Consider the following 24124-nt stretch of genomic DNA (forward strand, 5'->3'; position numbering starts at 1 on the left):
GTTGGGAGTGCCAGTCGTCAGCGTAGCACCGGCTGGCACTCGTCCCAACAGAGTGCTAGGTCCGAAGCCGGGGCACGCGGTGGCAGACTCGGGCGCGTGGACGTCCAGACCTTCGCCACCCTGACCACGCCGGCCGGGCAGGCGCTGTTGGCCGAGGTGGCCGCCTGCGCCGGGCGCGAGTCCGACCTCGCCCTGGGCACCCGCCTGCGTCGCGACCACCCGGTGGAGCTGGTGGCCGCGGCCGTCACCCAGAACCACCTGCGCGGCCGGGCCGTCGCGAAGTTCGGCGCGGACGCCGCCCACCTCTACTACACGCACGACGCGCTCGAGCAGTCCACGAGGCGGACCGTCGCCGACCACCGCGCCACGCGGCTGGTCGCCCTCGGCGCCACCCGGGTCGTGGATCTCGGCTGCGGCATCGGCGGCGACCTCATCGCCTGCGCCCGCGCCGGACTGGCCGTGCGCGGCGTCGAGCAGGACGAGGTGCGCGCCGCGATCGCCCGCGCGAACCTCGCCGCCCTCGGACTGGAGGGCACGGTCGAGGTCGGCGACGCGACGACCACCACCGTCGCAGCCGACGAGGTGGCCTTCGTCGACCCGGCCCGTCGCGACGGCGCGGGACGCACGTTCCGGCTGGACGCCCTCGTGCCGCCCTGGGACTTCGTCACGGGGCTGCTCGCCGGGCGGGCCGTCGCGAAGGTGATGCCGGGCATCGCGCACGACGCGGTGCCGCCGGGCGTGCAGGCCGAGTGGGTGTCCCACGGTGGCGACCTCGTCGAGGCGTGCCTGTGGGGCGCCGGTCTCGGGGCGCCCGAGGGCCGGGTCGCCACGGTCCTCCCGGCCGGGGTGAGCCTCGTGGCGCGCGGCACGCCGGCCACGGTCGGGCCGCTGCTGTCGCATCTCGTCGAGCCCGACGACGCCGTGATCCGGGCCGGGCTCGTGGCCGAGCTCGCCGAGGACCTCGGCGGTCACCTGCTCGACCCCCACATCGCCTGGATCACCACCGAGTCCCCCGACGCCGCACCGCTCGGCCGCGCGTTCCGGGTCCTCGAGGAGCTGCCCTACCGCGAGAAGCAGCTGCGTGCGGCGCTGCGCGAGCGCGACATCGGCACCCTCACGGTGAAGAAGCGCGGCGTCGACGTCGTGCCCGAGCGCCTCGTCGCCCGCCTCAAGCTGTCGGGTTCGCGCACCGCGACCGTCGTGCTGACCCGCGTCGCCGGGGAGGCCCGCGCCTTCCTCGTCGAGCGGCAGCCCTGAGCGTGACGTTCCGGGGGCCAGCACCCGGATCCGACTCCCGGGAACGTCACTGCCAGCGATGCCCCGGGCACGGTAGCGTCGGGCCATGACCCGCCGAGTCGACCTCAACGTGGACCTCGGCGAGGACCGCGCTCGCTGGGAGTCCGGTGAGGACGTGCGGCTGCTGGGGCTCGTCACCAGCGCCAACGTCTGCTGCGGCGCCTACGCCGGTGACGACGACCTGATCCGCGCCACGTGCGAGGCGGCCGTCGCGCACGACGTCGCGATCGGCGCGCAGGTCGGCTACCGCGACCGCGAGGGCTTCGGCCGGCGCGAGGTCGACCTGGCTCCCCGCGACCTCGTGGACGAGGTGCGTCACCAGCTGGACCACCTCGCCGAGCTGGCCGACGCCGCCGGAGGGGTCGTCACCTACCTCAAGCCGCACGGCGCGCTCTACCACCGGATCGCGCGCGACCCGCACCAGGCGGAGGCGGTCGTCGAGGCCCTCCTCGCCGACGGGAATCCGCTGCCGCTCGTCGGGATGCCGGGGTCGATCGCGCTCGAGATGGCCGAGGACGCCGGGATCCGCGTCGTGCACGAGGGGTTCGCCGACCGCGCTTACACGGCCAAGGGTGGCCTCGTGCCGCGCGACCAGCCGGGCGCCGTGCTCACGGACCCGGACGAGGCGGCCCGTCAGGCGCTGTCGCTCGCCGAGTCGGTCGACTCGCTGTGCGTGCACAGTGACAGCCCCGAGGCCGAGGCCCTGCTGCGCCGGGTGCGCGAGGTGCTGGCCGCGCACGACGTGGCGATCGAGGCCTTCGGCTGAAGATGAGGATCCTGCCCTGCGGCGATCGCGCCGTGCTGCTCGACTGCGCCGACGCGGCCGAGGCGCGGCGCTGGCACGCCGCCCTGCGCGAGCACGGTGCGACCCTCGGCGCCACCACCGTGCTGCTGCGGGGACGCCCGGCCGACCTGCGGTCGCTCGTCGGCGCCACCGAGCCCGCCGACCTGACCGACGTCGTGGGCCGCGAGGTCGAGGTGCCCGTCGTCTACGACGGCCCGGACCTCGACGCGGTCGCGCGGCACTGCGGACTCGAGCCGGACGAGGTCGTGCGCCGCCACGTCGCCTCGCGGTGGACCGTGGCGTTCGCCGGCTTCGCGCCCGGCTTCGCCTACCTGTCCGGCGGCGACCCGCGACTCGAGGTGCCGCGGCTGGAGCGGCCTCGGCCCCGCGTGGAGGCCGGATCGGTGGGGCTCGCCGGGCGGTTCAGCGGCGTCTACCCGCGCCCCTCCCCCGCCGGCTGGCGACTGATCGGTCGCACCGACGCGCCGCTGTGGGACCTCGCCCGCGACGACCCGGCGCTGCTGCACCCCGGCGACCTCGTGCGGTTCGTGGAGGTGGCGCGATGAGCGAGCGCCAGCGAGCGAGCCATTCCACACCACGAATCGCGACACCGACCTACCTTCGCTCTTCCGAGGCGGTGGCGCGATGAGCGAGCGCCAGCGAGCGAGCCATTCCACACCACGAATCGCGACACCGACCTACCTTCGCTCTTCCGAGGCGGTGGCGCGATGAGTCTGCGGGTGCTGGAGCCGGGTGCGCTGAGCCTGGTGCAGGATCTCGGGCGGCCCGGGCTCGGCGACCTGGGCGTGGGCCCGTCCGGCGCCTTCGACCGGCGCGCGCTGCGCGAGGCCAACCACCTGGTGGGCAACCCGGAGGGTGCGGCGATCGTCGAGGCGCTCGGCGGCGGGCTCGCCCTCGTCGCGACCGCGGCGCACGTCGTCGCGGTGACGGGAGCCGCCGGGCCACTGACGGTGGACGGCACTCCGGTGAACTCAGGACGGGTGCTCGCGCTGCGCCGCGGCCAGGTGCTGCGACTGGGTGTTCCTGAGCTGGGGCTGCGGTGGACCGTGGCGGTCGGCGGCGGGATCACCGTGCCTCCGGTGCTCGGCAGCCGCAGCACCGACACCCTCGCCGCCCTGGGACCTGCGCCGCTGTCCTCGGGGGTCGAGCTGAGGGTCGGGGTGCCCGCGGACGGCGTCTCGCTCGAGGCCTACCCGGCGGCGCTCGCCTCGGGCGAGGTCACCGTGCGCGTCGTGCTCGGGCCGCGGGACGACTGGTTCACGCCGGCCGCCGTCGCGGACCTGCTGTCGAGTCCGTGGCGGGTCGACCCCGTCTCGGACCGGATCGGGGTACGGCTCGGCGGACCGGCGCTGGAGCGCGCCCGCGACGGGGAGCTCGAGAGCGAGCCGGTCCTGCGCGGCAGCATCCAGGTGACGACCTCGGGGCGACCGGTGGTGCTGGGCCCGGACCATCCCGTGACCGGCGGCTACCCGGTCATCGGCGTCGTGGTGGACCCCGACACCGACCTGCTGGCGCAGGTGCGCCCGGGCGACGTGGTCCGTTTCCGGCGCCACCGCGCCTGACGCCCTCCCCGTCCCGCCGAGTGGCGCAAACCGGGGTCGCGAGCGGCGGGCCGCCGGGTCAGGCGGCGACGATGCGGGTGACGGGGAGGCTCGAGTCGACGGCGAGGTCGAGCGAGCTGGGGGCGATGCCCCGGCGGACGACCTCGGCGCCGAGGGCGGCGACCATCGCGCCGTTGTCGGTGCACAGGGACGGCTTCGGGATGCGGACCTCGACGCCTGCCTTCTCCGCCCGCTCCAGGACGTAGTGGCGCAGTCGGCCGTTGGCCGCGACACCGCCGCCGAGGATCAGCCGCGGCACGTCGTGCTCGAGGCACGCCTTGATCGCCTTGCGGCTCAGCACGTCGCACACCGAGTCCTGGAACGAGGCGGCCACGTCGGCCACGGCGACCTCGCGGCCCATCCGCTCCTCGTGCTGCACGTGGCGGGCGACGGCACTCTTCAGGCCGGAGAACGAGAAGTCCCAGCGGTACCGCTCGAGGTCGCGGCCGGTGGTGAGGCCGCGCGGGAAGTCGATCGCCTTCGGATCGCCGTCGCGGGCGACCTTGTCGATCTCGGGACCGCCCGGGTAGGGCAGGCCGAGCAGGCGGGCGACCTTGTCGAAGGCCTCGCCGGCGGCGTCGTCGATCGTGCCGCCCAGCAACGTGATGTCGGTGGCGATGTCGTTGACCAGCAGCAGCTCGGTGTGGCCGCCGCTGACCAGCAGCGCGATCGAGGGCTCGGTGTACCGGCCGTGCTCGAGCTGGTCGACCGCCACGTGGGCGGCGAGGTGGTTGACGCCGTAGAGCGGCTTGTCGTGCGCGAGGGCCAGCGCCTTGGCCGCGGCCACGCCGACGAGCAGCGCGCCGGTCAGGCCGGGGCCGCTGGTGACCGCGATCGCGTCGACGTCGCGGACGTCGACGCCCGCCTGCTCGTAGGCCTGCTCGAGCGTGGGCACCATCGCCTCGAGGTGCGCGCGGCTGGCGACCTCGGGGACGACGCCACCGAAGCGGACGTGCTCCTCCACGCTCGACGCCACGGCATGGGCCAGCAGGGTGGTGCCCCGCACGATGCCCACGCCGGTCTCGTCGCAGGAGGACTCGATGCCCAGGACCAGCGGTTCGCTCACCGGTCCATTGTGCCGTGGGCGGGCCACCGGGCTCGTCACCGGACCTCGGCGGTCAGTCGCGCTCGGCGCGCTTGGCCTCGCGGGCCGCCTTCTCGTCGAGGTCCATCTGGCGGGCCTCGTCGGGCGTGGGCGCGGTGCCGCCGTAGCGCGCGGGCGCCCACCACTGGCCCTCGGGCGAGACGGGGTACTCGCGGATGGCCTTGTCGAGCAGCGCCGTGAGCGACTCGTGCAGGAGCGCGGTCTCGGCCACCGGGTCCTCGCCCGTGACGGGGATCGGCTCGCCGACGTGCAGCGCGATCGTCCTGCCGCGGCCCCACAGGTCGGCGTCGTGGTCCTTCGTCTTGAGCAGCTGGGTGCCCCACACGACCATCGGAACGAGCGGCACGCCGGCCTCGGCGGCGGCGCGGACGGCGCCGGTCTTGATCTCCTTGACCTCCATCGAGCGGCTGATGGTGGCCTCGGGGAAGATGCCGACGATCTCGCCGCGCCGCGCGTACTCGGCGGCCTCGTGCAGCGAGGCCTCGCCCTGCGCGCGATCGACCGGGATGTGGTGCATCGAGCGCATGATCGGGCCCGAGACCTTGTGATCGAACGCCTCCTTCTTCGCCATGAACCGCACGAGCCGGCCGGCCGGCTGGGCCGCGAGTCCGTTGAAGACGAAGTCGACGTAGCTGACGTGGTTGGAGGCCAGGATCGCCCCGCCCTCACGCGGGATGTGCTCGGTGCCGGACGTCTGGAAGCTCATGCCCAGCACCTTGAACAGCGTCTTGGCCGTGCCGATGATCGGCGGGTACGTCAGGTCGCGCATGCGAGCACACTAGTGCACGCGCGTTCACCCGAAGGGCGTCTCACTCGTCCTCGACGACGTGGACGGCGGCCTCCTCGGCACTGGCTCCGGCGCCGTCGATGCCGACGTCGTCGCCGACCAGCTCGGAGACGTGGTCGACGCCGTTCCCGCCCTCGGGATCGACCAGTCGACCGGAGCGGCTGGCGCCGACCTCACCGTCGTCGAGGTCGTCCTCGCTCCACTCGGCCTCGGGGTCGACGTCGGGCTGCTCCTGGCGCAGACGCTGCTCGAACGACTCGCCGTCACGCTGCTCCTCGGCGGTGGTGCCGTAGCCCTCGCCCGCGGACCACCGCTCCGGGGCCGTCAGGCCCTCGTCCAGCGGATCATGGGTCTCGCGACCGAGCAGCGTGTCCTGGTCCTGGTCCTGGCTCAGGTACTGGGAAGGGGCCGGGGGCTGGTTGCGGGGATCGCTCATGTCTCCACCTTGCCACGCACCGGGCGCACTCGCCGGGCGGCGGATCTCAGTCCGCGCGGGTGTCCCGGGCGGGCGCCGACTGCCGGAACGAGCGGGTCAGCAACACCGCCACGACGACCACGACGAGCAGCACGAAGAGCCACCCGAGACGCTCGGATCCGCCCGAGAAGACGGCCAGGAAGGCACTCATCCCGATGGTCGACCAGATCGACGCCCAGATGACCGCGCCGGGCACCAGGCCGGTGAGGTAGCGCGGGAATGACATCCGCGCGAGGCCCGCGCCGAGGTTCACGGCGGTCTGCGCGCCGACCGTGAAGAAGCTCACGGTGACCGCTGGCGGGCCCCAGCGCTCGACCTGCGCCATCGCGGCCCGCACCCGGGGGCCGGGCTCGCGCTCGCGCAGCACGCCGGCCGCGATCGCGCGGCCGATGCCATAGGTGCCGCCGGCGCGCAGCAGCACGATCACGAAGAACGTCAGCCACGCCCAGAACCACGGCCACGCCCTGATCGCGTCGAGCACCTCGCTCACGACGACCTCGTCGCGTCCGGCGCGGAGAGGTCACGCTCCATGAGCACGGCGTCGGCACCCGAGCGGTAGTAGCCGCGGCGGCGGCCGGTCTCGCGGTAGCCGGCACGGCGGTAGAGCGCGAGGGCCGGCTCGTTGTCGTCGGCGACCTCGAGCAGCAGCCGCTCGGCACCGCGGGCACGGGCGGCGTCCTGGGCGGCCCCGAGCAGCTGGGAGCCGACGCCCTGGCGGCGCGAGCCCAGCCCCACGGCGATCCGCATGAGCTCGGCCTCGGGCGCGAACATCCGGATCGAGGCGTAGCCACGGACCCCGAACTCGTCGACGAGCGCCAGGACAATGCGGTCGCCGACGAGCTCGTCGCGGACCTGGGCGGACGACCACGCGTCGGGCCCGAAGCTGGCGTTCTCGATGGACTCCAGCGTGTCCAGATCGCGCAGGCCCGCCGTGCGGATCATGCGCGCTTGGTCGCGACCTGCGGTGTCGCGTCGGGTCGGCGCAGGTAGAGCGGCTCGAGCGGGACCTCGGCGGCCGTGCCGCCGGCGACCAGGCGGGCCAGCGCGGCGGCCGACGGGTCGAGCGGACCGTCGTGCACCGTCGCGAAGCGGTCGGCGTAGAGCGTGCCGCCGCGACCGACCACGGGCATGCCCAGGGCGGCCACGGTCTCGGGGTAGTCGACGTCGGGACCGGTGACGCGCACGCCCTCGGGCGTGAAGCGGCCCCAGTAGACCTCCTTGCGCCGGGCGTCCGTGGCCACGACGAACTCCTCGTCGAAGTCGGCGGCGGCCTCGGCCGCGAGGATGTCGAGCGAGCACACGCCGTGCGTGGTCAGGCCCAGCGTCTGGCCCAGCGACAGCGCGGTGACGACACCGACCCGCAGGCCCGTGAACGGGCCGGGACCCACGCCGACGGCGACGTCGGTGAGGTCGGACGGAGCGGCGCCGGCGCGCTGGAGCGCGGTGCGGATCGCGGGGGCCAGCAGCTCGCCGTGCGCCATCGCGCCCTCCCCCGTCGCCTCGGCGACGACGGACGAGCCGTCGTGGACGGCGACGGAGATCGCCGGGGTGGCGGTGTCGAACGCGAGCAGCAGCACGGGCCCAGCCTAGTTCCGCCCCGGACCGACGTTCGAGCGGCCGCCGCTCAGCCGAGCAGGACCGAGCGCAGCGGCTCCTCGAGCCACCGCGGGCCGTGCGGGCGGATCGTGACGACGCGCATCTCGTCGGACGGGACGCCGCACGCGGTGCCGAGCGGGTCGCCGGGGCTCGCGCCGCGCGTCTCGATCGTGATCGCGAGCCAGCTGTCGGAGAGCTGCTCGGCCATCCCCTCGCCCCATTCGACGACCGTCACCGACTCCTCGGTGGTGGCATCGAGGTCGATGTCGTCGATCTCGGCCGCGTCGCCGAGCCGGTAGGCGTCGACGTGCACGAGCGGCGGCCCGCCGACCTCGCTGGGGTGCGTGCGCGCGATGACGAACGTGGGCGAGGTGACGGGGCCGCGGACGCCGAGCGCATCGCCCAGGCCCTGCGTGAAGGTGGTCTTGCCGGCGCCGAGGCCGCCGGTGAGCACGAGCAGGTCGCCCGCGCGCAGCAGCGTGGCCACGCGCGCGGCGAGGTCGCGCATCGCGTCGGCGTCGGGCACCTCGCGCGCGAGCCACAGCGTCTTGGCCATCTCGATCGTGGGGCCCTGCTGGCGCACCGGCAGGTAGAGGCGGTGGTTCCAGAAGCGGAAGTTCGCGGGCAGCTCCTCGCGCACGTGCAGCCAGATGCCGTCCATGCCCTGCTCCTCCGCGACGTCCTCGGCGACGCCGACCATGGCGGAGGCGACCCCGCGGTCGCGGCCGAGCGGGTCGACGCTGACGCGGAGCAGGCCGAGGCGCCCGGGACGGGACCGGTCGAACAGGATCGCGCCCATCGGATGGCCGCGGCGCGTGGCCAGCAGACCGCCGTCGCGCTCGAGCGAGGCGGCGACGGTCAATAGCGTCTCGTCGCCGGCGGTGGCCGGCGGGTCGAGCACGGGCCGCGCGGCGAACGCGCGGTGGATGACCCCGAGGACCTCGGCCGCGCGGTCGGGTCCGACCAGCGCGACGTCGAGCTCCGACGTCATGCTCGACGCTCGCTCATGCGATGTCCTTCAGGACGCGCTCGATCGCCTCGGTCACCTGCTCGTGCTCCTCCAGCATCACCATGTGGCCGGCGTCGTTGACGGGGACGAGCTCGGCCCCGGCGATGTGCCGGGCGAGCCAGCGGCTGTGACCGAACGGCGTCATGACGTCCTTCGTGCCGCACACGACCGAGGTCCGGCAGCGCGAGATCGTCTCCAGCCCGGCGCCGAGGTCGAGCTCGACGAAGTTGTCGTAGAAGTTCAGCACCACGGTGGTGGGCGCGCGCAGGATCATCTCGTCGGCCATGTCGACCACGGCGGGCTGCGCGTGCGGCCCGAACGCCCAGCGGCGGATGATCGAGAAGCTGTTGAACTCCCGACCCCAGTCGAGCACCGGGGTGGCGGCCTTGGCCAGCGGCATCACGAAGCGCAGGGCGGGGCTGCGGCGCATGAGCTTGCCGGCACTGGTGCTGATGAGGACGACGCCGCGGACGCGGTCGTCGAACAGGTCGGGCTGCAGCTGCGCGAGCTGCATGAGGGCCATGCCGCCCATCGAGTGGCCGACGAGCACCACGGGCCCCTCGGCCGCGTGGGCGTCCAGCACGCGGCGGACGTCGTCGGCCATGTCGTGCAGCGAGGAGTTGCGGGGGCCGCTGCGGCCCGAGCGACCGTGCGAGCGGTGCTCCATGAAGACGAGGCGGGCGTGGCCACGCAGCGCGAGGCGCTGGAAGTGCCACGTGTCGAGGTCGCACATCCAGCCGTGGAGGAAGACGATCGTGGGCCCGGGACCCTCGTCGACCTCCACGTGGATCGGGACGTCGTCGGCCGCCGAGACGTAGTACGAGTCGCCGCGGACCGAGCCGAACTCGACCTCCTCGCCGCGCTGGAGGCGGCGCTGCTCGGTCTTGCGGTTCTTCAGGACCGTGGCGGCGGCGCCGGCGACTCCCGCTGCGGCGAAGGCGCCCGCGGTGGCGGCGACGCGTCCTGCGACCGATGTCATCGCTCTCCTCGGTAGGTCCGGGACCAGCGTCCGGCGAGTCGGGTGACGATCTCGTAGGCGATCGTGCCCGCCGCGTCCGCCCAGTCCTGCGCCGTCGGCTCGCCGTCGTCGCCGGACCCGAACAGCGTGACCGGATCGCCGATCCGGGCGGGTCGGTCGCCCAGGTCGACGACCAACTGGTCCATGCAGATCGTGCCACGGACGGGCGCCCGGCTCCCGGCGAACCCCACCTCGGCGCGGTTGGAGGCGGTGCGGTGGATGCCCTCGCCGTACCCCACCGGGACGAGGCCGAGCGTGGTCTCGTGGTCGGCGGTCCAGCGCCAGCCGTAGGACACCGAGGCGCCAGCGGGCACCCGCTTCACGTTCGCCAGGACGGTGCGCGCGGTGAGCACCGGGGTGACGCCGGGCGCGGGGACGGCCGGGTCGGGGTCGATGCCGTACGACGCGATGCCCCAGCGGACGAGGTCGAAGTGCGAGGAGGGTCGGGTCAGGCCCGCGGCGGAGTTCGCCAGGTGCCGCAGCCCCGGCTCGACGCCCGCCGCGGCGAGCTGGTCGACCGCGGCGCGGAACACCGCCTCCTGCTGGTCGTTGGCCGGGTGGCCGGGCTCGTCGGCGCTCGCGAAGTGCGACCAGATGCCCGTGACCTCGATGCTCCCGGCGGCTTGGAGGCGCGCGGCGGCCGCGACGAGCTCGTCCCACTGCGGACCGAAGGCGCCGTTGCGCGAGAGGCCCGTGTCGACCTTCAGCTGCACGCGCGGACGGTCGCCGGCGGCGGCGATCGCCTCGAGCTGGTCGACGCCGGAGGCCGTGACCTCCACGCCGGCCGCGACGAGCTCGGCGAAGGGCGCACCCGGTACGGCGAGCCAGCACAGCAGCGGGCCGCGGTCGCCGGCGGCGCGGAGCTCGAGCGCCTCGGCGGGCGTCGCGACGCCGAGCCAGTCGACCGACTCGCGCGCCGCGCGCGCCATCGGCACCATCCCGTGGCCGTATGCGTTCGCCTTCACGACGGCCATCTGGAGCGCGTCGGGCGCCCAAGAGCGCAGCACCGCGAGGTTGGCGCGGTACCGGTCGAGGTCGACCACGAGCTCGGCGTTGGCGGTCACGGGCGCTCCCCCTCCCCGTCGCCGGGGCGACGCGGCTCGCAGAAGTCGTGCAGGGCGGACCCCAGCTCACGGGCGACGTCGGAGGCGACGAGGGGGCCGCGGAGTCGCTCGGCCGCCAGTCCGTGCAGCAGCGCACCGACCGAGCCGGCGTCGAACGCGTCGAGGCCCGTCGCGAGCAAGGAGCCGATGAACCCCGCCAGCACGTCGCCCGCACCGGCCGTGCCGAGCCAGGGCGTTCCCGAGAGGTTCACGCGGGTGCGGCCGTCGGGCGCGACGACGAGCGTGCGCGGCCCCTTGAGCAGCACCGTGGCCGTGTACCGCTCAGCGGCCTCGCGGGCGTGCCGGAGAGGATCGGCCTCCACGGCCTCGCGGTCGACACCGAGCACCGCGGCGAGCTCGCCCGCGTGCGGGGTCAGCAGCGCGTCGACCTCGAAGGACTGCGGCAGGTGGTGCAGGGCGGTGGCGTCGACCACGATCGGCACCTCGTCGCGCAGGGCCGAGGCGAGCGGGACCGGCGAGTCCTCGCCGCCCGAGCCCACGACCCACGCCTGCACGCGACCGCGGCGCGCCACGATCTCGGGCGCGCGGTCGACGACCCGGCGGGCGAGGTCCTGGGCGCCGACGAAGCGGATCATCCCGGCGGGTCCGGCCTGGGCGCCCGCGACGCAGAGGTGGGCAGCGCCGGCGTACTGCGGGGAGCCGGCCCTGACGCCGAGCACGCCGCGCGTGTACTTGTGGGCGTCGTGACCGGGGACGATCGCGTCGCGGAACCGCGCGCCGTCGCCGGCGTCGAGCGCCTCGAGCGCGGGCTCGCCCGCGAGGTCGAGCCCGATGTCCACGACCTCCACCCGGCCGGCGAGCGCCGACGCGGGACCGAGCAGCAGGCCGTGCTTGGCGGTGGCGAACGTGACGGTGAGGTCGGCGCGGATCGCGGGCCCGTCGAGCCGGCCGTCGTCGACGCCGATCCCGGACGGCACGTCGACCGCGACGACGAAGGGACGCTCGCGCTCGACCCACTCCGCCCACGCGGCGGCCGTGCCCTCGAGCCCGGGACGCGCGCCGATGCCGAAGATCGCGTCCACGACGTGGCGGTGGCCCTCGGGCCCGTCGACCACCCGTGCGCCGGCCTCGCGGGCGGCGGCGAGCCCGGCGGGGTGCGCCTTGGCCTCGTCGAGCAGGCACAGGTTCACGCGCCGGCCCTCCCGGCACAGGTGGGCGGCCGCGAACAGGGCGTCGCCGCCGTTGTTGCCCGGCCCGACGAGGACGACGAGCGTCTCGGTGGCGGGCAGGGCCCGCGCGACGTGCTGCGCGAGCCCGGCGGCGGCGCGCCGCATGAGCTCGTCCCACCCGGCGTCGGCCGCGGCGACCTCCTCCGCCGCGCGCACCTGCGCGACGGTGTGGGCGGTCAGCATCAGCTCACTCGACCGTGACGGACTTGGCCAGGTTGCGCGGCTGGTCGACGTCGTGGCCGAGCAGCTCGGCCAGCTCGCACGCGAAGATCTGCAGCGGGACGGTGGCCACGAGCGGCTGGAGCAGCGTGGGCACCTTCGGCAGCCGGATGACCACGTCGGAGAACGGCACCACGGTGTCGTCGCCGTCCTCGACCAGGACGATCGTGTAGGCGCCGCGCGCCCGGACCTCCTGGATGTTGCTGACGATCTTCTCCTGCAGCTGGTCGCGGGCCCGGGGCGGCACGACGACGAACATCGGCAGCCCCTGCTCGACCAGCGCGATGGGGCCGTGCTTGAGCTCGCCAGCCGCGAAGCCCTCGGCGTGGACGTAGGCCAGCTCCTTGAGCTTGAGCGCGCCCTCGAGCGCGACCGGGAATCCGACGTGGCGACCCAGGAACAGGAACGAGCGACGGTCGACGAGCTCGGCCGCGAGCTTCTTGACCTGCTCGGCCTCGTCGAGCATCCGCTGCACCTTCGCCGGGATCTCGTGGAGCTCGTCGATGATGTGCGTGATCTCGTCGCCGTACTTCGCACCCTTGACCTGAGCGAGGTAGAGGCCCAGGAGGTAGCAGGCCACGACCTGCGACAGGAAGCCCTTCGTGGACGCGACGGCGACCTCGGGGCCGGCGTGCGTGTAGATCACGGCGTCGGACTCGCGCGGGATCGTGGACCCGTTGGTGTTGCAGATCGACAACACGCGGGCGCGCTGCTGACGCGCGTACCGGATGGCCATGAGGGTGTCCATCGTCTCGCCGGACTGGCTGATCGCGACGACGAGCGTGGAGCGGTCGATGATCGGGTCGCGGTAGCGGAACTCCGACGCCAGCTCGACCTCGCAGGGGATGCGGGTCCAGTGCTCGATCGCGTACTTCGCCACGAGGCCCGCGTAGGAGGCCGTGCCGCACGCGATGATGATGATCTTGTCGATCTCGCGCAGCTCGTCGTCCGACAGGCGCATCTCGTCGAGCTGGAGACGACCGTCGGTGGTCATGCGGCCGAGGAGCGTGTCGGCCACGGCCTTCGGCTGCTCCTCGATCTCCTTGGTCATGAACCAGTCGTAGCCACCCTTCTCGGCGGCCGTGACGTCCCAGTCCACGGTGTACTCGGTGGTGGGGGCGGCGTTGCCGTCGAAGTCGGTGACCTCGATCGCGTCCTTCGTGATCGTGACGACCTGGTCCTGGCCCAGCTCGATGGCCTGCGCCGTGTAGTCGATGAAGGCGGCCACGTCGGAGCCGAGGAAGTTCTCGCCCTCGCCCCGGCCGACGACCAGCGGGGAGTTGCGGCGTGCGCCGACCACCACGTCGGGGTTCAGGGCGTCGGAGAAGACCAGCGTGAAGGCGCCCTCGAGGCGGCGGCAGACCGCGCGCACGGCCTCGGAGAGGTCGTCCTGCTGCTGGAGCTCGCGGTGCACGAGGTGGACGACGACCTCGGTGTCCGTCTCGGAGGCGAACTCGTAGCCCTCGTCCTCGAGCTCGGAGCGCAGCTCCATGAAGTTCTCGATGATGCCGTTGTGCACGACCGCGACACGCTCGTCGGGCGCGAGGTGCGGGTGCGCGTTGGCGTCGGTGGGTCCACCGTGGGTGGCCCAGCGGGTGTGGCCGATGCCCGTGGTGGAGGCGGGGAGCTCGTGCTCTTCGAGCTCGGCGTCGAGGTTGGCGAGCTTGCCGGCCTTCTTGGCCCAGGCGATCCGCTCACCGTCGACGACCCCCACTCCGGTGGAGTCGTAGCCGCGGTATTCCAGGCGTCGCAGTCCACCCATGACGACGTCCAGCGCCTGGCGATGGCCCACGTATCCGACGATTCCACACATGGGTTCAGGGTACCGACTGCGCGGTTGGCGGCACCGCTGGCAACAATGGTCGGTATGTCACGCGACTCCTCCCCGTACGTGGAGCTGGAACGCAAGGCGTGGGCCGAGCTGGCGCGCGACGCCGTGCAGCCGATGTCCGGCGAGGAGATCGAGCGCGTACGCGGCCTCGGCGAGGAGCTCGACCTCGACGAGGTGCAGCAGGTCTACGTGCCCCTCACGCAGCTGATCAGCCTGCGCGTGCGGCTGGCCGAGGCGCTCTACCGGGCCACCGAGCGGTTCCTCGGCGACCCCCAGCCCGACCGGGTGCCGTTCATCATCGGCCTGGCCGGCTCGGTGGCCGTGGGCAAGTCCACCACCGCCCGCCTGCTGCGCGACCTGCTGGCCCAGCACGACGACCACGCCCACGTCGCCCTCGTGACCACCGACGGCTTCCTGCTGCCGAACGCCGAGCTCGAGCGCCGCGGCATCATGCACCGCAAGGGCTTCCCCGAGTCGTACGACCGCAAGGCCCTGCTGCGCTTCGTCATGCAGGCCAAGAGCGGCGCCGAGCACATCGAGGCGCCGGTCTACGACCACCTGACCTACGACCGCACCGACGCGACCGTCTCGCTCAAGCGCCCCGACATCCTCATCGTCGAGGGCCTCAACGTGCTCGCTCCCCCGCGGCTGCGCGGCGACGGCTCCCCCGGCCTGGCGATCAGCGACTTCTTCGACTTCTCGATCTACGTCGACGCGAACAGCCGCGACATCCGGCGCTGGTACATCAGTCGCTTCCTGCGCCTGCGCGAGACCGCGTTCGCCGATCCCGCGTCGTACTTCCACCGCTACAGCACGCTGACCGACGCCGAGGCCGTCACGCGCGCCGAGGAGCTGTGGGACACGATCAACTGGCCCAACCTGCGCGAGAACGTGGCCACCACGCGCGGCCGCGCAGACCTCGTGCTGCGCAAGTCCGCCGACCACAGCGTGCAGTGGGTCCGGCTCCGCAAGCTCTGACCCCGTGGGAAGCGGTGAGGGGTCAACCCATCCCACCAGGTGGCGGTGAGTGATCAACCGCAACCCGACCTCGTGAGGTTGATGACGCACCGGCCTGAGGCAGGACGGGTTGACAGCTCACCGCCCACTCGGCGTCAGGCGAGGTGCTTGACCCACTGGTCGGCCCACGCGGTGGCGCGGTAGCCGAGCTCCTCGTTGACCGCGATCATGTTGACGTTCTGGGCGTCGTTCCACGTGACGATGCGGCCACGGCCGGCGAGCAGGTCGCTCGCGTCGCGCATGGCCTGGCGCTTGAGGGAGAGGCCCAGGCCGTGGCCGCGGTGCTCGGGCAGGACGAGCGTGTCCCACTGGTAGACCTCGGGCGTCTCGTGCGGGAACAGCAGCTGCGTGTGGCCCGCGAGCGAGCCGTCGGGCGCCACCGCGACGACCGTGTGCGCGACGCGGCGCTGCCGCTTCCACTGCTCGACCTCGTGCAGCAGCCGATCGGCGTCCCAGAACTCGTTCTCCAGCGTGACCTCGCCCGACGGCGCCTCCTGGTTGAGCAGCGACCGGAGCCGCGCGTACTGGTCGAGCCACTCCCGCGGCGGGCTGCCTCGCCAGCCGGCGAGCGTGTAGCCGTCGCGCGGATCCGCCGGCGGCACGTCGGCCGGCAGTCGCAGCTCGCGCTGCACGTTCGTCGTGTCCGGCGCGTAGCCCCGGGCCAGCATGAACTCGCGGCCCGATCCGGTCTCGGCGTCGATGGGCCGCAGTGTCTCGGTGAGGATCTGGTCGCGCCCGTCCTCGGCCACGCGCAGCTCGATCCGCTCCAGCAGCGCCGAGCCGTGGCCGCGACGACGCAGCTCGGGCGGCACCCAGACCTCGACGAACGCGGTGGAGGCGTTGTCGCGCTCGGGGAACACCGCGAGCGCCACGGCGACGGGCGTCTCGCCCTCGCGCAGCAGCAGCGAGTCACAGCGCTCGTAGGCGTCGCCGACGAGCATCACCCGCAGCTCGTCGGCCGACCACGGCTGGTCGATGTCGCGCTCGTTCGAGCGCTGGTAGACGTCGTGGAACTCCACGAAGCTGCCGTGGTCGGTGGGGTCGAGGACTTCGATGGTCGCGCCCATGCGCGCATTCTCGCACCGCACGGGCGCCGAGCGACAGGTCAGACGACCCGGGTCAGGAAGACGCTGTTCGGGTCGGGGACGTAGTCGGCGAACGGCTCGCACTCCTCGAAGCCGTGGCGCACGTACAGCCGGCGAGCGGCGGCGAAGTAGGGCTCCGAGCCGGTCTCGAGGCTCAGCCTTTCGAGGCCACGGGCGCGCGCGGTGTCCAGCAGGTGCTGGAGCATCGCGGTGGCCACGCCCCGGCCACGAGCCGCGGCGGTGGTGCGCATCGACTTGATCTCGCCGTGTCCGTCACCGAGGTCCTTCAGCGCGCCGCAGCCCAGCAGGCGGCCGTCCTCACGCACCGTGAAGAAGCTGATCGCCTCGTGCCGCAGCGCGCCGAGGTCGAGCGCGTGCACGCTCTCGGCCGGGCTGGTGGCGAACATGTCGGCCAGGTGCTCGGCCAGCAGCGCGTGCACGTCGTCGCGCTCGAGCCCACCGGCCTCGACGGTGACCACGGTCAGATCGCGAGGTGCGTGCGGACGACCTCGGCGAGGTGGTCGGCGATGTCCTGCGCCTCCTGCGAGGTGGGCGCCTCGACCATCACGCGCACGAGCGGCTCGGTGCCCGAGGGGCGCAGCAGCACGCGGCCGGAGTCGCCGAGCCTCGCCTCGGCGGCCTTCACCTCGGCCAGCACGACCTCGTGGCGCGCGGCGCCGGCGCGGTCGACGCCGCCGACGTTGACCAGCACCTGCGGCAGCCGCTGCATGACCGAGGCGAGCTCGGACATCGTGCGGCCGGACTCGGCCATCTCGGCGGCCAGCTGAAGCGCGGTGAGGGTGCCGTCGCCGGTGGTGGCATGGCGGCTCATGATGACGTGGCCGGACTGCTCGCCGCCGAGCGTGTAGCCGCCCTCGCGCATCGCCTCGAGCACGTAGCGGTCGCCGACGGCGGTGCGCAGCACCGTGATGCCGGCGGCCTCCATGGCCCGGGTGAAGCCGACGTTGCTCATGACGGTGGCCACGACGGTGTCCTGCGCGAGCGAGCCCTCGCGCTGGCCGCGCAGGGCCAGGATCGCGAGGATCTGGTCGCCGTCGACGACCTCGCCGTTCTGGTCGACCGCCAGGCAGCGGTCGGCGTCGCCGTCGAAGGCGAAGCCCACGTGGGCGCCCTGCTCGACGACGATGCGCTGGAGGTCGCCGAGATGGGTGGAGCCGCAGTCGCGATTGATGTTGAGTCCGTCGGGCTCGGCGTGGATCGCGACGACCTCGGCGCCGGCGCGCGCGAACGCGTCGGGCGCGGCCTCGTGGGTGGCGCCGTTGGCGCAGTCGAGGACGACCTTCAGGCCGTCGAGCCGCGTGGGCAGCGTGTCGAGCAGGTGGCGCACGTAGGCGCCCAGGCCCGCGTGGCTGTCACCGACGCGACCGACGTCGGCGCCGGTGGGGCGGTCCCAGGGCTCCTCGAGCCGCTGCTCGATCGCGGCCTCGATGTCGTCGTCGAGCTTGACCCCGCCGCGCGCCAGGAACTTGATGCCGTTGTCGGGCATCGGGTTGTGGCTGGCGGAGATCATGACGCCCATGTCGGCCTCGAGGAACGAGGTCAGGTACGCCGCGCCCGGGGTGGGGACCACGCCGAGGCGGTGGACGTCGACCCCCGCAGACGCCAAACCCGCGACCACCGCGGCCTCCAGGAATTCTCCGGAGGCGCGGGTGTCGCGGGCGACGACTGCCGTGGGGCGCTGGTCGGCGAAGGCACCGGCCTCGCCCAGGACGTGGGCGGCGGCCACCGAGAGGTCGACCGCGAGCTCGGCGGTCAGGTCCCGATTGGCCAGACCCCGAACGCCGTCGGTACCGAAGATCCGGCCCATGCGCGCCGGCAGATCAGCGCTTGCTGTACTGCGGCGCCTTGCGGGCCTTCTTCAGACCAGCCTTCTTGCGCTCCTTGATGCGCGAGTCGCGCGTCAGCAGGCCGGCCTTCTTGAGGGTCGGACGGTTGACGTCGACGTCGACGTTGTTGAGCGCACGGGCCACGCCGAGGCGCAGCGCGCCGGCCTGGCCGGTCATGCCGCCACCGCTGACGCGAGCGATCACGTCGAAGGAGTCGACGAGGCCGGTGACGGCCAGCGCCTCCTTGGCGATCTGCTGGTGCAGCTTGTTGGGCAGGTGCTCCTCGAGCGGCTTGCCGTTGACGGTCCAGACGCCGGTGCCGGGCACGATGCGCACGCGGGCGACGGCCTCCTTGCGGCGGCCGGTCGCGGAGCCGGGGGCGATGATCGAGTTGATCTCGGTCGTCCCGACGGCGCCAGCGGACTCGGAGGTGTACGCGACACCCTCGGAGTTGGTGGTGAACTCGGTCGTCTCTTCGGTGGTCTCAGCCACGATGAACCTGCGCTTTTCGCTTACTGGGAGATCTGCGTGATCTCGAACGGCTGGGGCTTCTGGGCGGCGTGCGGGTGATCCGGGCCGGCGTAGACCTTCAGCTTCGTGATGAGCTGACGGCCAAGGCGGTTCTTCGGCAGCATGCCGCGCACGGACTTCTCGATCGCCTTGCGCGCGTCCTTGTCGAGCAGGTCGCCGTAGGCGATCTGCTTCAGGCCGCCCGGGTAACCGCTGTGGCGGTACACGTTCTTGTCCGTGCGCTTGTTGCCCGACAGCGCGACCTTGTCGGCGTTGACGATGATGACGAAGTCGCCACCGTCCACGTGGGGCGCGTACGTGGGCTTGTGCTTGCCACGCAGGAGGGTCGCCGCGGCAACCGAGAGACGGCCGAGGACGACGTCCTCGGCATCGATGACGTGCCACTGACGGGTGATGTCAGCAGGCTTCGGGCTGTACGTACGCACGGATGACCTTCTCGCTGCAAATCGAAATCTGTGAAGTCGGGACTCGCGTTGGTGAGCACGCAGGACGTGCCGCAACACAACGACTCCCCAGATTACCCGGCGACCCCTCCGCTGGTCAAAACGGGTCGGCCGAACGTGACCCTGCTCTCGCGCAGCGTCTCGGGGGACACTAGGTTGGAGTGGGTCGCTCACCCCCGCGACCGTTACTTCTCTGACGTCACAGGAGACCCGCATCGTGACCGACAAGCAGACGCTGACCATTCGTGACAACCGCTCCGGCGAGGAGTACGAGGTCGAGATCACCGACGGCAGCATCCGCGCCGCGGACCTGGGCAAGATCGGCAAGTCCGACGACGACCCCGGCCTGTCCGTCTACGACCCGGGCTTCACGAACACCGCCTCCACCCGTTCCGCCGTCACCTACATCGACGGCGAGAAGGGCATCCTGGAGTACCGCGGCTACCCCATCGAGCAGCTGGCCGAGTCCTCGACCTACCTCGAGGTGGCCTACCTCCTCATCCACGGCGAGCTGCCCACCAAGGAGCAGCACGACCAGTGGGTGCACGAGATCACGTTCCACACGTTCGTGCACGAGAACCTCAAGAGCCAGCTGCAGGGCTTCCGCTACGACGCGCACCCCATGGGCATGCTGCTGTCGAGCGTGGGCGCCCTGTCGACGTTCTACCCCGAGGCCCGCAACATCAAGGACCCGCAGATCCGCCACGAGCAGATCGTGCGCATGATCGCGAAGATGCCGACCCTCGGCGCCTGGTCCTTCCGCCACGCGCAGGGCAAGCCGTACGTCTACCCCGACAACGAGCTGTCGTACACCGAGAACTTCCTCTCGATGCTGTTCCGGATGAGCGAGCCGAAGTACGACCCGGACCCGCGTCTGGCCAAGGCCCTCGAGGTGCTGTTCATCCTGCACGCCGACCACGAGCAGAACGCGTCGACGAACGCCGTGCGCTCGGTCGGCTCCAGCCAGGTCGACCCGTACTCGGCCGTCAGCGCCGGCATCGCGGCCCTCTACGGCCCGCTGCACGGTGGCGCCAACGAGGCCGTCCTGAAGATGCTCAAGCGCATCAAGACCAAGGAGAACGTCCCGGCGTTCATCGAGGGCGTCAAGAACGGCGACGAGCGCCTCATGGGCTTCGGTCACCGCGTCTACAAGAACTACGACCCGCGCGCCACGATCATCAAGAAGGCCTGCGACGACGTCTTCGAGGTCACGGGCGTCAACCCGCTGCTCGAGGTCGCCCAGGAGCTGGAGAAGATCGCGCTCGAGGACGAGTACTTCGTCAAGCGCAAGCTCTACCCCAACGTCGACTTCTACTCGGGCCTGATCTACGAGGCGCTGCAGTTCCCGCCGGAGATGTTCACGGTCCTGTTCGCCATCCCCCGCACGTCGGGCTGGCTGGCGCAGTGGCTCGAGCTCGTCGACGACCCGGAGCAGAAGATCGCCCGCCCGAAGCAGATCTACACCGGTGCCCGTCAGCTGGACTTCACCCCGGCGAGCGAGCGCTGGAAGTGAGCTGAGTCCTCACGCCGCGAAGGCCGCGAGTCCCGAGAGGGGCTCGCGGCCTTCGCCGTTCCGGGGGGCGTCGCGCGCCGCCCGACCTCCCGGGCCCACTTCTGGAAGTGGGCGGGCAGTCAGCGGCGCTCGAGCAGGAGGGTCTGGGCCACGCGACCGACGGGACGGGTGAGGTCGTGCAGGACCGCCTGGCTGAGACCGACGCCGTCCTGGCCGATCCAGCTCTCCGCCACGAGTCCCGTCCAGGCGCCCGTGGGGGCGTCGGCGAGGTGGATCGTGAGCTCGGTGTTCATGAACACCCAGTCCGCGGGGTCGAGCCGCGAGCCGACGCCGCTGGCGGCGTCCGCGATCGCGATCGTGCGCTCGAGCTCGTCGCCCGTGTCGCCCTCGACGAGCGGGTAGGGCATCGACGCCCAGGCCATCGCCGGGCCGTCGATCCGTCCGATGCCGGTGCGCACGGCCCACTCGAGCGAGCCGACGAAGCCGCGCCGCCAGCTGGCGGGGACGCCGAGCTCGCCGCGGTCGAGCTCGGCCGGCGTCGGGCCGGGTGGCTGGGCGTCCGGTGTGTGGACGACGTCGGAGGAGTCCTGCGTGCGCAGCCACCACGCCGACGCCTGCGCCACGGGCCGCAGCCCCGACGGCCCGCGCTGGGACGCCACGGCCGACAGCAGTGCGATCTTGCGCCCGGGCCGCGCGACCGAGGCCGTGACCTCGATCGGAGCCATGGCCACCGGTCCGAGGATCTCGACGGTCGTGCGCGCGATGCGCCCGGGGGCGGCCTGTGGGAGCAGGCGCATCGCCCGGGTCAGCACCGCGCCGACGGGCCCGCCGTGCTGGAGGTCGTCGCTCCACGGGCTGCCCGCGGCGGACGTGGGCTCGAAGGCCTCGCGCACGCCGTCCTGACCGTCCGGTCCGCGGTCGACGAGGCGGTAGCAGCCCGTGGGCGGGCTCGGCTCAGTTCTCACGCACCAAAGCCTCCTGCACGACGTGGCACGCCTGGGCGTCGGACTCGCCGAACACGGCGGCCTCGATCAGGGAGCGACCCGCGTGGGCCGTCGGCGTGGCGTGCTCGAACAGCAGCCAGTCGTCGGCCCGCGCCGGGTGGTGGAACCAGAGCCCGTGGTCGAGGGAGACGGCGCTCCAGCGCTCGGCCAGCGACCGCTCCCGCCCGGCACGGTGGCCGTGCGGCGCGACCGCCATCGACATCAGCATGAGGTCGCTGACGTAGCCGATGGCGGCCTGGTGGACGAGCGGGTCGTCCCCGAGGTCCTCGGCGACCCGCATCCAGATGTTCTGCACGGGTGCGGCCGAGTGGGGCGGGGTCTCCTCGGTCTCGGGCGAGATCCGCACCTCGACGGCGCTGAACCCCTCCCAGTACTCCCCCAGGCCGCCGTCGGCGGCAGCCAGCTCGCGCAGCTCGGTGCTGGCCTCGGCGGTGAGGCTCTCGGGACGGCGGCGCGAGTGGGACAGACCTTCGCGGGGCTCGACGAGCGAGATCGTGGAGCGGCAGATCAGCCGGTCGTCCTGGACCGCGTCGACGACACGGGTGGAGAACTGCCGGCCGTCGCGCAGGTGCTCGACCTCGAAGCGGATCGGCAGGTCGGACCGGCCGGGCCGCAGGAACGTCGTGTGCAGCGAGTCGACGAGGCGCCCCGTCACGGTGTGGCCGGCCGCCATGATCGACTGCGCCACGAGCTGGCCGCCGTAGAGCTGCGGCAGCGCGACGCCGTCGCCGTGACCGATCCAGGCGCCGTCGCCGGCCTCGCTCAGGTCGAGGATCGACCCGAGCGAGGCCACCGACGTGGTCACGCCTTCGGCTCCGAGGCCACCTTGCGCGGCGGCCGCGGGAAGAAGAAGCTCGTGCGCGCGACGTACGCCTCGAACTCGGGGCCGCGCTTGCGGCGCATCCCCTTCTCGGTGAGCTTGCCGCCGCTGAAGGTGGTCAGCAGCCAGGTCATGAGGATCGGCGAGAAGACCGTGAGGACGCCCCACGGCGAGCCGAGCGTCAGCAGGAACAGGCCGACCCACACGCACGCGTCGCCGAAGTAGTTCGGGTGGCGCGTCCAGGCCCACAGGCCGCGGTCCATGATCCTGCCGGCGTTGGCCGGGTCGGCCTTGAAGCGCGAGAGCTGCCAGTCGCCGACGGCCTCGAAGAGGAAGCCGATCGTCCAGATCGCGATCGCGACGATCACGAGGGCGTCGACGCCGCGCGAGACGTAGACCGCGAACTGCACGGGGATCGACACGACCCACGCGAGCACGGCCTGCATGCCGTAGATCTTCTTCACGAGGAACGGGATCAGCGGACGGCCCTTGCGCGAGCGGAGCAGTGCCGTGTAGCGCGGGTCCTCGCCCTTGCCGATGTTGCGCTTGCCGATGTAGAGGCCCAGTCGCAGGCCCCAGATCGCGGTGAGCGCGAAGACGATGAGGCGACGGGTGTCGTCGCCGTCGGATCCGGCGGACATCAGCCACGACACGGCCGCGATGACCACGAAGGACGGGCCCCACGTGATGTCGATGATGGAGTGGTCGTTCACCAGCTGGGCGATCGCCATGACGATCGCGAAGAACACCACCACGGCACCGGCGGTGACGAGCAGGTTGAGGGCGAAGTCGCCCCACGGGTAGTCGAACATGCGTCCTCTTCTTACGGGGTCGGGCTCGCGGCGAGGTCCGCGGCGAGGCTCTGGAAGGCGTCCTGGGCGTGGGTGAACGTGTGCGGCTCGCCCTCGCGGGACCGTGCCAGCAGCTGCTCGAGGGCGGGCGGGTCGAGGGGCTCGTCGGCGTCGTAGCCGACCGTGCCCCACTCGACGGCGTCGGCGGCGCGCAGCGCGGAGCCGGCGGCGACGACGACCTGGCCGTTGATCGTGCTCTCGGGCGAGGACAGCGCGGTGACGAGCGGCGCGACGAGGTCGGAGCGCATGCGGTCGGCGTGGCGCGGGTCCATGCCCGCCTCGGTCATCTGCGTCGTGGCGTACGGCAGCACGACGTTCGTGAGCACGTTCTTGCCCGCGCCCTCGACGGCGGCGGTGCGACCGAAGGCGATGACGGCGCCCTTGCTCGCGGCGTAGGCCGAGACGGTGGTCTCGCCGTGCAGTCCGGCGGTGGACGCGATCAGCACGACGCGGCCGAAGCCGGCCTGGCGCATGTGGGCCATCGCGGCGGACGCGGGCAGGACGGTGCCGGTGACGTTGATCGCCATGACCTGCCCGAAGTTCTCGGCGCTGGTCTTGTGCGCCATCTGCGGCGCGCTGACCGCGGCGCTCGTGACGAGGACGTCGAGCCGCCCGAAGTGCTCGAGCGCGTCGGCCACCAGCCTCTCGCCGATCGCGGGGTCGGCCACGTCGTCGTGGTTGGCCACGGCGCGCCCTCCGCTCGCGAGGATCTCCGCGACCACGTGGTCGGCCGGGCCGAGGCCGTTCTCGTCGACCTGACGGTTGCGGTTGTTGACGACGACGGCGGCTCCCGCCTCGGCCAGGTGCAGCGCGAACGCGCGTCCCAGGCCCTTGCCGCCTCCGGTGACGACAGCGACGCGGCCGTCCAGGGCTCGACTCATGGATCCTCACTTCGATTGATAGAGATACTCCGTTAGTTGTAGTACGGTGTGACGCAGATGACAAGTCCCCACGCGGGGAGCCGCACGACTTCGAGGG

General features: G+C 72.6%; 26 protein-coding genes. 6 read left to right on the forward strand and 20 right to left on the reverse strand.

Annotated features, from left to right (window positions below):
* The first annotated feature begins 96 nt into the window (after positions 1-96).
* From O3S82_RS13685 to O3S82_RS13700, 4 genes are all read left to right on the forward strand, one after another.
* On the forward strand, positions 97-1257 hold the full coding sequence (locus tag O3S82_RS13685) for a class I SAM-dependent methyltransferase (protein WP_269303533.1): 1161 nt from the start codon (positions 97-99) through the stop codon (positions 1255-1257).
* A gap of 85 nt (positions 1258-1342) precedes the next feature.
* On the forward strand, positions 1343-2062 hold the full coding sequence (locus O3S82_RS13690) for a LamB/YcsF family protein (RefSeq protein WP_269303535.1): 720 nt from the start codon (positions 1343-1345) through the stop codon (positions 2060-2062).
* A gap of 2 nt (positions 2063-2064) precedes the next feature.
* The gene (locus tag O3S82_RS13695) at positions 2065-2646 is read left to right on the forward strand and encodes a 5-oxoprolinase subunit B family protein (protein WP_269303537.1); all 582 of its coding nucleotides are present in this window, start codon (positions 2065-2067) and stop codon (positions 2644-2646) included.
* Between the two features lie 162 nt (positions 2647-2808).
* Complete coding sequence (locus O3S82_RS13700; protein ID WP_269303538.1) at positions 2809-3663, forward strand: biotin-dependent carboxyltransferase family protein; 855 nt, start codon at positions 2809-2811, stop codon at positions 3661-3663.
* 58 nt (positions 3664-3721) lie between these two features.
* Here O3S82_RS13700 and tsaD read toward each other — a convergent pair whose 3' ends face one another.
* The 11 genes from tsaD to glmS are packed head-to-tail and all read right to left on the reverse strand — an operon-like array spanning position 3722 to position 14017.
* Entirely contained in the window at positions 3722-4768 is a 1047-nt protein-coding gene (tsaD, locus tag O3S82_RS13705) for a tRNA (adenosine(37)-N6)-threonylcarbamoyltransferase complex transferase subunit TsaD (RefSeq protein WP_269303540.1), read from the reverse strand.
* Positions 4769-4820: 52 nt separating this feature from the next.
* Positions 4821-5576 (reverse strand): lysophospholipid acyltransferase family protein, encoded by a 756-nt coding sequence (locus O3S82_RS13710; RefSeq protein WP_269303543.1) that lies wholly within the window; start codon positions 5574-5576, stop codon positions 4821-4823.
* Positions 5577-5616: 40 nt separating this feature from the next.
* The gene (locus O3S82_RS13715) at positions 5617-6030 is read right to left on the reverse strand and encodes a DUF5709 domain-containing protein (protein ID WP_179422992.1); all 414 of its coding nucleotides are present in this window, start codon (positions 6028-6030) and stop codon (positions 5617-5619) included.
* Positions 6031-6076: 46 nt separating this feature from the next.
* Entirely contained in the window at positions 6077-6559 is a 483-nt protein-coding gene (locus O3S82_RS13720) for a DedA family protein (protein ID WP_218845702.1), read from the reverse strand.
* Positions 6556-7011, reverse strand: coding sequence for a ribosomal protein S18-alanine N-acetyltransferase (gene rimI, locus O3S82_RS13725; RefSeq protein WP_179422990.1), 456 nt, complete (start codon positions 7009-7011; stop codon positions 6556-6558). The genes O3S82_RS13720 and rimI overlap by 4 nt, the downstream gene beginning before the upstream one ends.
* Positions 7008-7646 carry a tRNA (adenosine(37)-N6)-threonylcarbamoyltransferase complex dimerization subunit type 1 TsaB gene (gene tsaB, locus O3S82_RS13730; protein WP_179422988.1) on the reverse strand — a complete coding sequence of 213 codons (639 nt, stop codon included), beginning with the start codon at positions 7644-7646 and terminating at the stop codon, positions 7008-7010. Before tsaB ends, rimI begins: the two co-directional genes overlap by 4 nt.
* Positions 7647-7693: 47 nt before the next feature.
* Positions 7694-8656: a tRNA (adenosine(37)-N6)-threonylcarbamoyltransferase complex ATPase subunit type 1 TsaE gene (gene tsaE, locus O3S82_RS13735; protein WP_269303548.1), complete on the reverse strand. Its 963-nt coding sequence runs from the start codon at positions 8654-8656 to the stop codon at positions 7694-7696.
* A 13-nt stretch (positions 8657-8669) separates the two neighbouring features.
* Positions 8670-9653 (reverse strand): alpha/beta fold hydrolase, encoded by a 984-nt coding sequence (locus O3S82_RS13740; protein ID WP_179422985.1) that lies wholly within the window; start codon positions 9651-9653, stop codon positions 8670-8672.
* Positions 9650-10756 (reverse strand): alanine racemase, encoded by a 1107-nt coding sequence (gene alr / locus O3S82_RS13745; RefSeq protein ID WP_269303550.1) that lies wholly within the window; start codon positions 10754-10756, stop codon positions 9650-9652. The genes O3S82_RS13740 and alr overlap by 4 nt, the downstream gene beginning before the upstream one ends.
* Positions 10753-12168 carry an NAD(P)H-hydrate epimerase gene (locus O3S82_RS13750; RefSeq protein WP_269303552.1) on the reverse strand — a complete coding sequence of 472 codons (1416 nt, stop codon included), beginning with the start codon at positions 12166-12168 and terminating at the stop codon, positions 10753-10755. Before O3S82_RS13750 ends, alr begins: the two co-directional genes overlap by 4 nt.
* 4 nt (positions 12169-12172) lie before the next feature.
* Positions 12173-14017 carry a glutamine--fructose-6-phosphate transaminase (isomerizing) gene (gene glmS / locus O3S82_RS13755; protein WP_269303554.1) on the reverse strand — a complete coding sequence of 615 codons (1845 nt, stop codon included), beginning with the start codon at positions 14015-14017 and terminating at the stop codon, positions 12173-12175.
* A 45-nt stretch (positions 14018-14062) separates the two neighbouring features.
* Between glmS and coaA the strand changes: the two genes are divergently transcribed.
* Positions 14063-15013, forward strand: a complete 951-nt coding sequence (gene coaA, locus O3S82_RS13760) for a type I pantothenate kinase (RefSeq protein ID WP_179422977.1) — start codon at positions 14063-14065, stop codon at positions 15011-15013.
* A 134-nt stretch (positions 15014-15147) separates the two neighbouring features.
* On the opposite strand, the gene O3S82_RS13765 is transcribed toward coaA, so the two are convergent.
* The 5 genes from O3S82_RS13765 to rplM are packed head-to-tail and all read right to left on the reverse strand — an operon-like array spanning position 15148 to position 18940.
* Positions 15148-16119 carry a GNAT family N-acetyltransferase gene (locus tag O3S82_RS13765; RefSeq protein ID WP_179422975.1) on the reverse strand — a complete coding sequence of 324 codons (972 nt, stop codon included), beginning with the start codon at positions 16117-16119 and terminating at the stop codon, positions 15148-15150.
* Between the two features lie 38 nt (positions 16120-16157).
* Positions 16158-16616 carry a GNAT family N-acetyltransferase gene (locus tag O3S82_RS13770; RefSeq protein ID WP_269303557.1) on the reverse strand — a complete coding sequence of 153 codons (459 nt, stop codon included), beginning with the start codon at positions 16614-16616 and terminating at the stop codon, positions 16158-16160.
* A 2-nt stretch (positions 16617-16618) separates the two neighbouring features.
* Positions 16619-17965 carry a phosphoglucosamine mutase gene (gene glmM, locus O3S82_RS13775; protein ID WP_269303560.1) on the reverse strand — a complete coding sequence of 449 codons (1347 nt, stop codon included), beginning with the start codon at positions 17963-17965 and terminating at the stop codon, positions 16619-16621.
* 13 nt (positions 17966-17978) lie between these two features.
* A complete protein-coding gene (gene rpsI, locus O3S82_RS13780) occupies positions 17979-18476 on the reverse strand; it encodes a 30S ribosomal protein S9 (RefSeq protein ID WP_179422971.1) in 498 nt (165 codons plus the stop codon).
* A 20-nt stretch (positions 18477-18496) separates the two neighbouring features.
* The gene (rplM, locus tag O3S82_RS13785) at positions 18497-18940 is read right to left on the reverse strand and encodes a 50S ribosomal protein L13 (RefSeq protein WP_269303563.1); all 444 of its coding nucleotides are present in this window, start codon (positions 18938-18940) and stop codon (positions 18497-18499) included.
* 235 nt (positions 18941-19175) lie between these two features.
* Here rplM and O3S82_RS13790 point away from each other — a divergent pair, with 235 nt between their 5' ends.
* Positions 19176-20471 carry a citrate synthase gene (locus O3S82_RS13790; protein WP_179422967.1) on the forward strand — a complete coding sequence of 432 codons (1296 nt, stop codon included), beginning with the start codon at positions 19176-19178 and terminating at the stop codon, positions 20469-20471.
* A 119-nt stretch (positions 20472-20590) separates the two neighbouring features.
* On the opposite strand, the gene O3S82_RS13795 is transcribed toward O3S82_RS13790, so the two are convergent.
* The 4 genes from O3S82_RS13795 to O3S82_RS13810 are packed head-to-tail and all read right to left on the reverse strand — an operon-like array spanning position 20591 to position 24027.
* Positions 20591-21436 carry a thioesterase family protein gene (locus O3S82_RS13795; protein WP_179422966.1) on the reverse strand — a complete coding sequence of 282 codons (846 nt, stop codon included), beginning with the start codon at positions 21434-21436 and terminating at the stop codon, positions 20591-20593.
* Entirely contained in the window at positions 21426-22280 is an 855-nt protein-coding gene (locus O3S82_RS13800; RefSeq protein WP_179422963.1) for an acyl-CoA thioesterase, read from the reverse strand. Before O3S82_RS13800 ends, O3S82_RS13795 begins: the two co-directional genes overlap by 11 nt.
* Positions 22277-23107: a DUF1295 domain-containing protein gene (locus O3S82_RS13805; RefSeq protein WP_179422961.1), complete on the reverse strand. Its 831-nt coding sequence runs from the start codon at positions 23105-23107 to the stop codon at positions 22277-22279. Before O3S82_RS13805 ends, O3S82_RS13800 begins: the two co-directional genes overlap by 4 nt.
* A gap of 11 nt (positions 23108-23118) precedes the next feature.
* On the reverse strand, positions 23119-24027 hold the full coding sequence (locus tag O3S82_RS13810; RefSeq protein ID WP_179422959.1) for an SDR family NAD(P)-dependent oxidoreductase: 909 nt from the start codon (positions 24025-24027) through the stop codon (positions 23119-23121).
* Positions 24028-24124 lie beyond the last annotated feature (97 nt).

The organism is Aeromicrobium sp. HA, from assembly GCF_027171405.1.
Taxonomy (GTDB): domain Bacteria; phylum Actinomycetota; class Actinomycetes; order Propionibacteriales; family Nocardioidaceae; genus Aeromicrobium; species Aeromicrobium tamlense.

What these genes read in the sequence shown, in the direction of transcription:
- O3S82_RS13690 (WP_269303535.1), top strand. Translation starts at nt 1,343, where the DNA reads ATGACCCGCCGAGTCGACCTCAACGTGGACCTCGGCGAGGACCGCGCT.
- O3S82_RS13695 (WP_269303537.1), top strand. Translation starts at nt 2,065, where the DNA reads ATGAGGATCCTGCCCTGCGGCGATCGCGCCGTGCTGCTCGACTGCGCC.
- O3S82_RS13700 (WP_269303538.1), top strand. Translation starts at nt 2,809, where the DNA reads ATGAGTCTGCGGGTGCTGGAGCCGGGTGCGCTGAGCCTGGTGCAGGAT.
- O3S82_RS13710 (WP_269303543.1), bottom strand. Translation starts at nt 5,576, where the DNA reads ATGCGCGACCTGACGTACCCGCCGATCATCGGCACGGCCAAGACGCTG.
- O3S82_RS13715 (WP_179422992.1), bottom strand. Translation starts at nt 6,030, where the DNA reads ATGAGCGATCCCCGCAACCAGCCCCCGGCCCCTTCCCAGTACCTGAGC.
- rimI (WP_179422990.1), bottom strand. Translation starts at nt 7,011, where the DNA reads ATGATCCGCACGGCGGGCCTGCGCGATCTGGACACGCTGGAGTCCATC.
- tsaE (WP_269303548.1), bottom strand. Translation starts at nt 8,656, where the DNA reads ATGACGTCGGAGCTCGACGTCGCGCTGGTCGGACCCGACCGCGCGGCC.
- O3S82_RS13740 (WP_179422985.1), bottom strand. Translation starts at nt 9,653, where the DNA reads ATGACATCGGTCGCAGGACGCGTCGCCGCCACCGCGGGCGCCTTCGCC.
- O3S82_RS13750 (WP_269303552.1), bottom strand. Translation starts at nt 12,168, where the DNA reads ATGCTGACCGCCCACACCGTCGCGCAGGTGCGCGCGGCGGAGGAGGTC.
- glmS (WP_269303554.1), bottom strand. Translation starts at nt 14,017, where the DNA reads ATGTGTGGAATCGTCGGATACGTGGGCCATCGCCAGGCGCTGGACGTC.
- coaA (WP_179422977.1), top strand. Translation starts at nt 14,063, where the DNA reads ATGGTCGGTATGTCACGCGACTCCTCCCCGTACGTGGAGCTGGAACGC.
- O3S82_RS13765 (WP_179422975.1), bottom strand. Translation starts at nt 16,119, where the DNA reads ATGGGCGCGACCATCGAAGTCCTCGACCCCACCGACCACGGCAGCTTC.
- glmM (WP_269303560.1), bottom strand. Translation starts at nt 17,965, where the DNA reads ATGGGCCGGATCTTCGGTACCGACGGCGTTCGGGGTCTGGCCAATCGG.
- O3S82_RS13805 (WP_179422961.1), bottom strand. Translation starts at nt 23,107, where the DNA reads ATGTTCGACTACCCGTGGGGCGACTTCGCCCTCAACCTGCTCGTCACC.
- O3S82_RS13810 (WP_179422959.1), bottom strand. Translation starts at nt 24,027, where the DNA reads ATGAGTCGAGCCCTGGACGGCCGCGTCGCTGTCGTCACCGGAGGCGGC.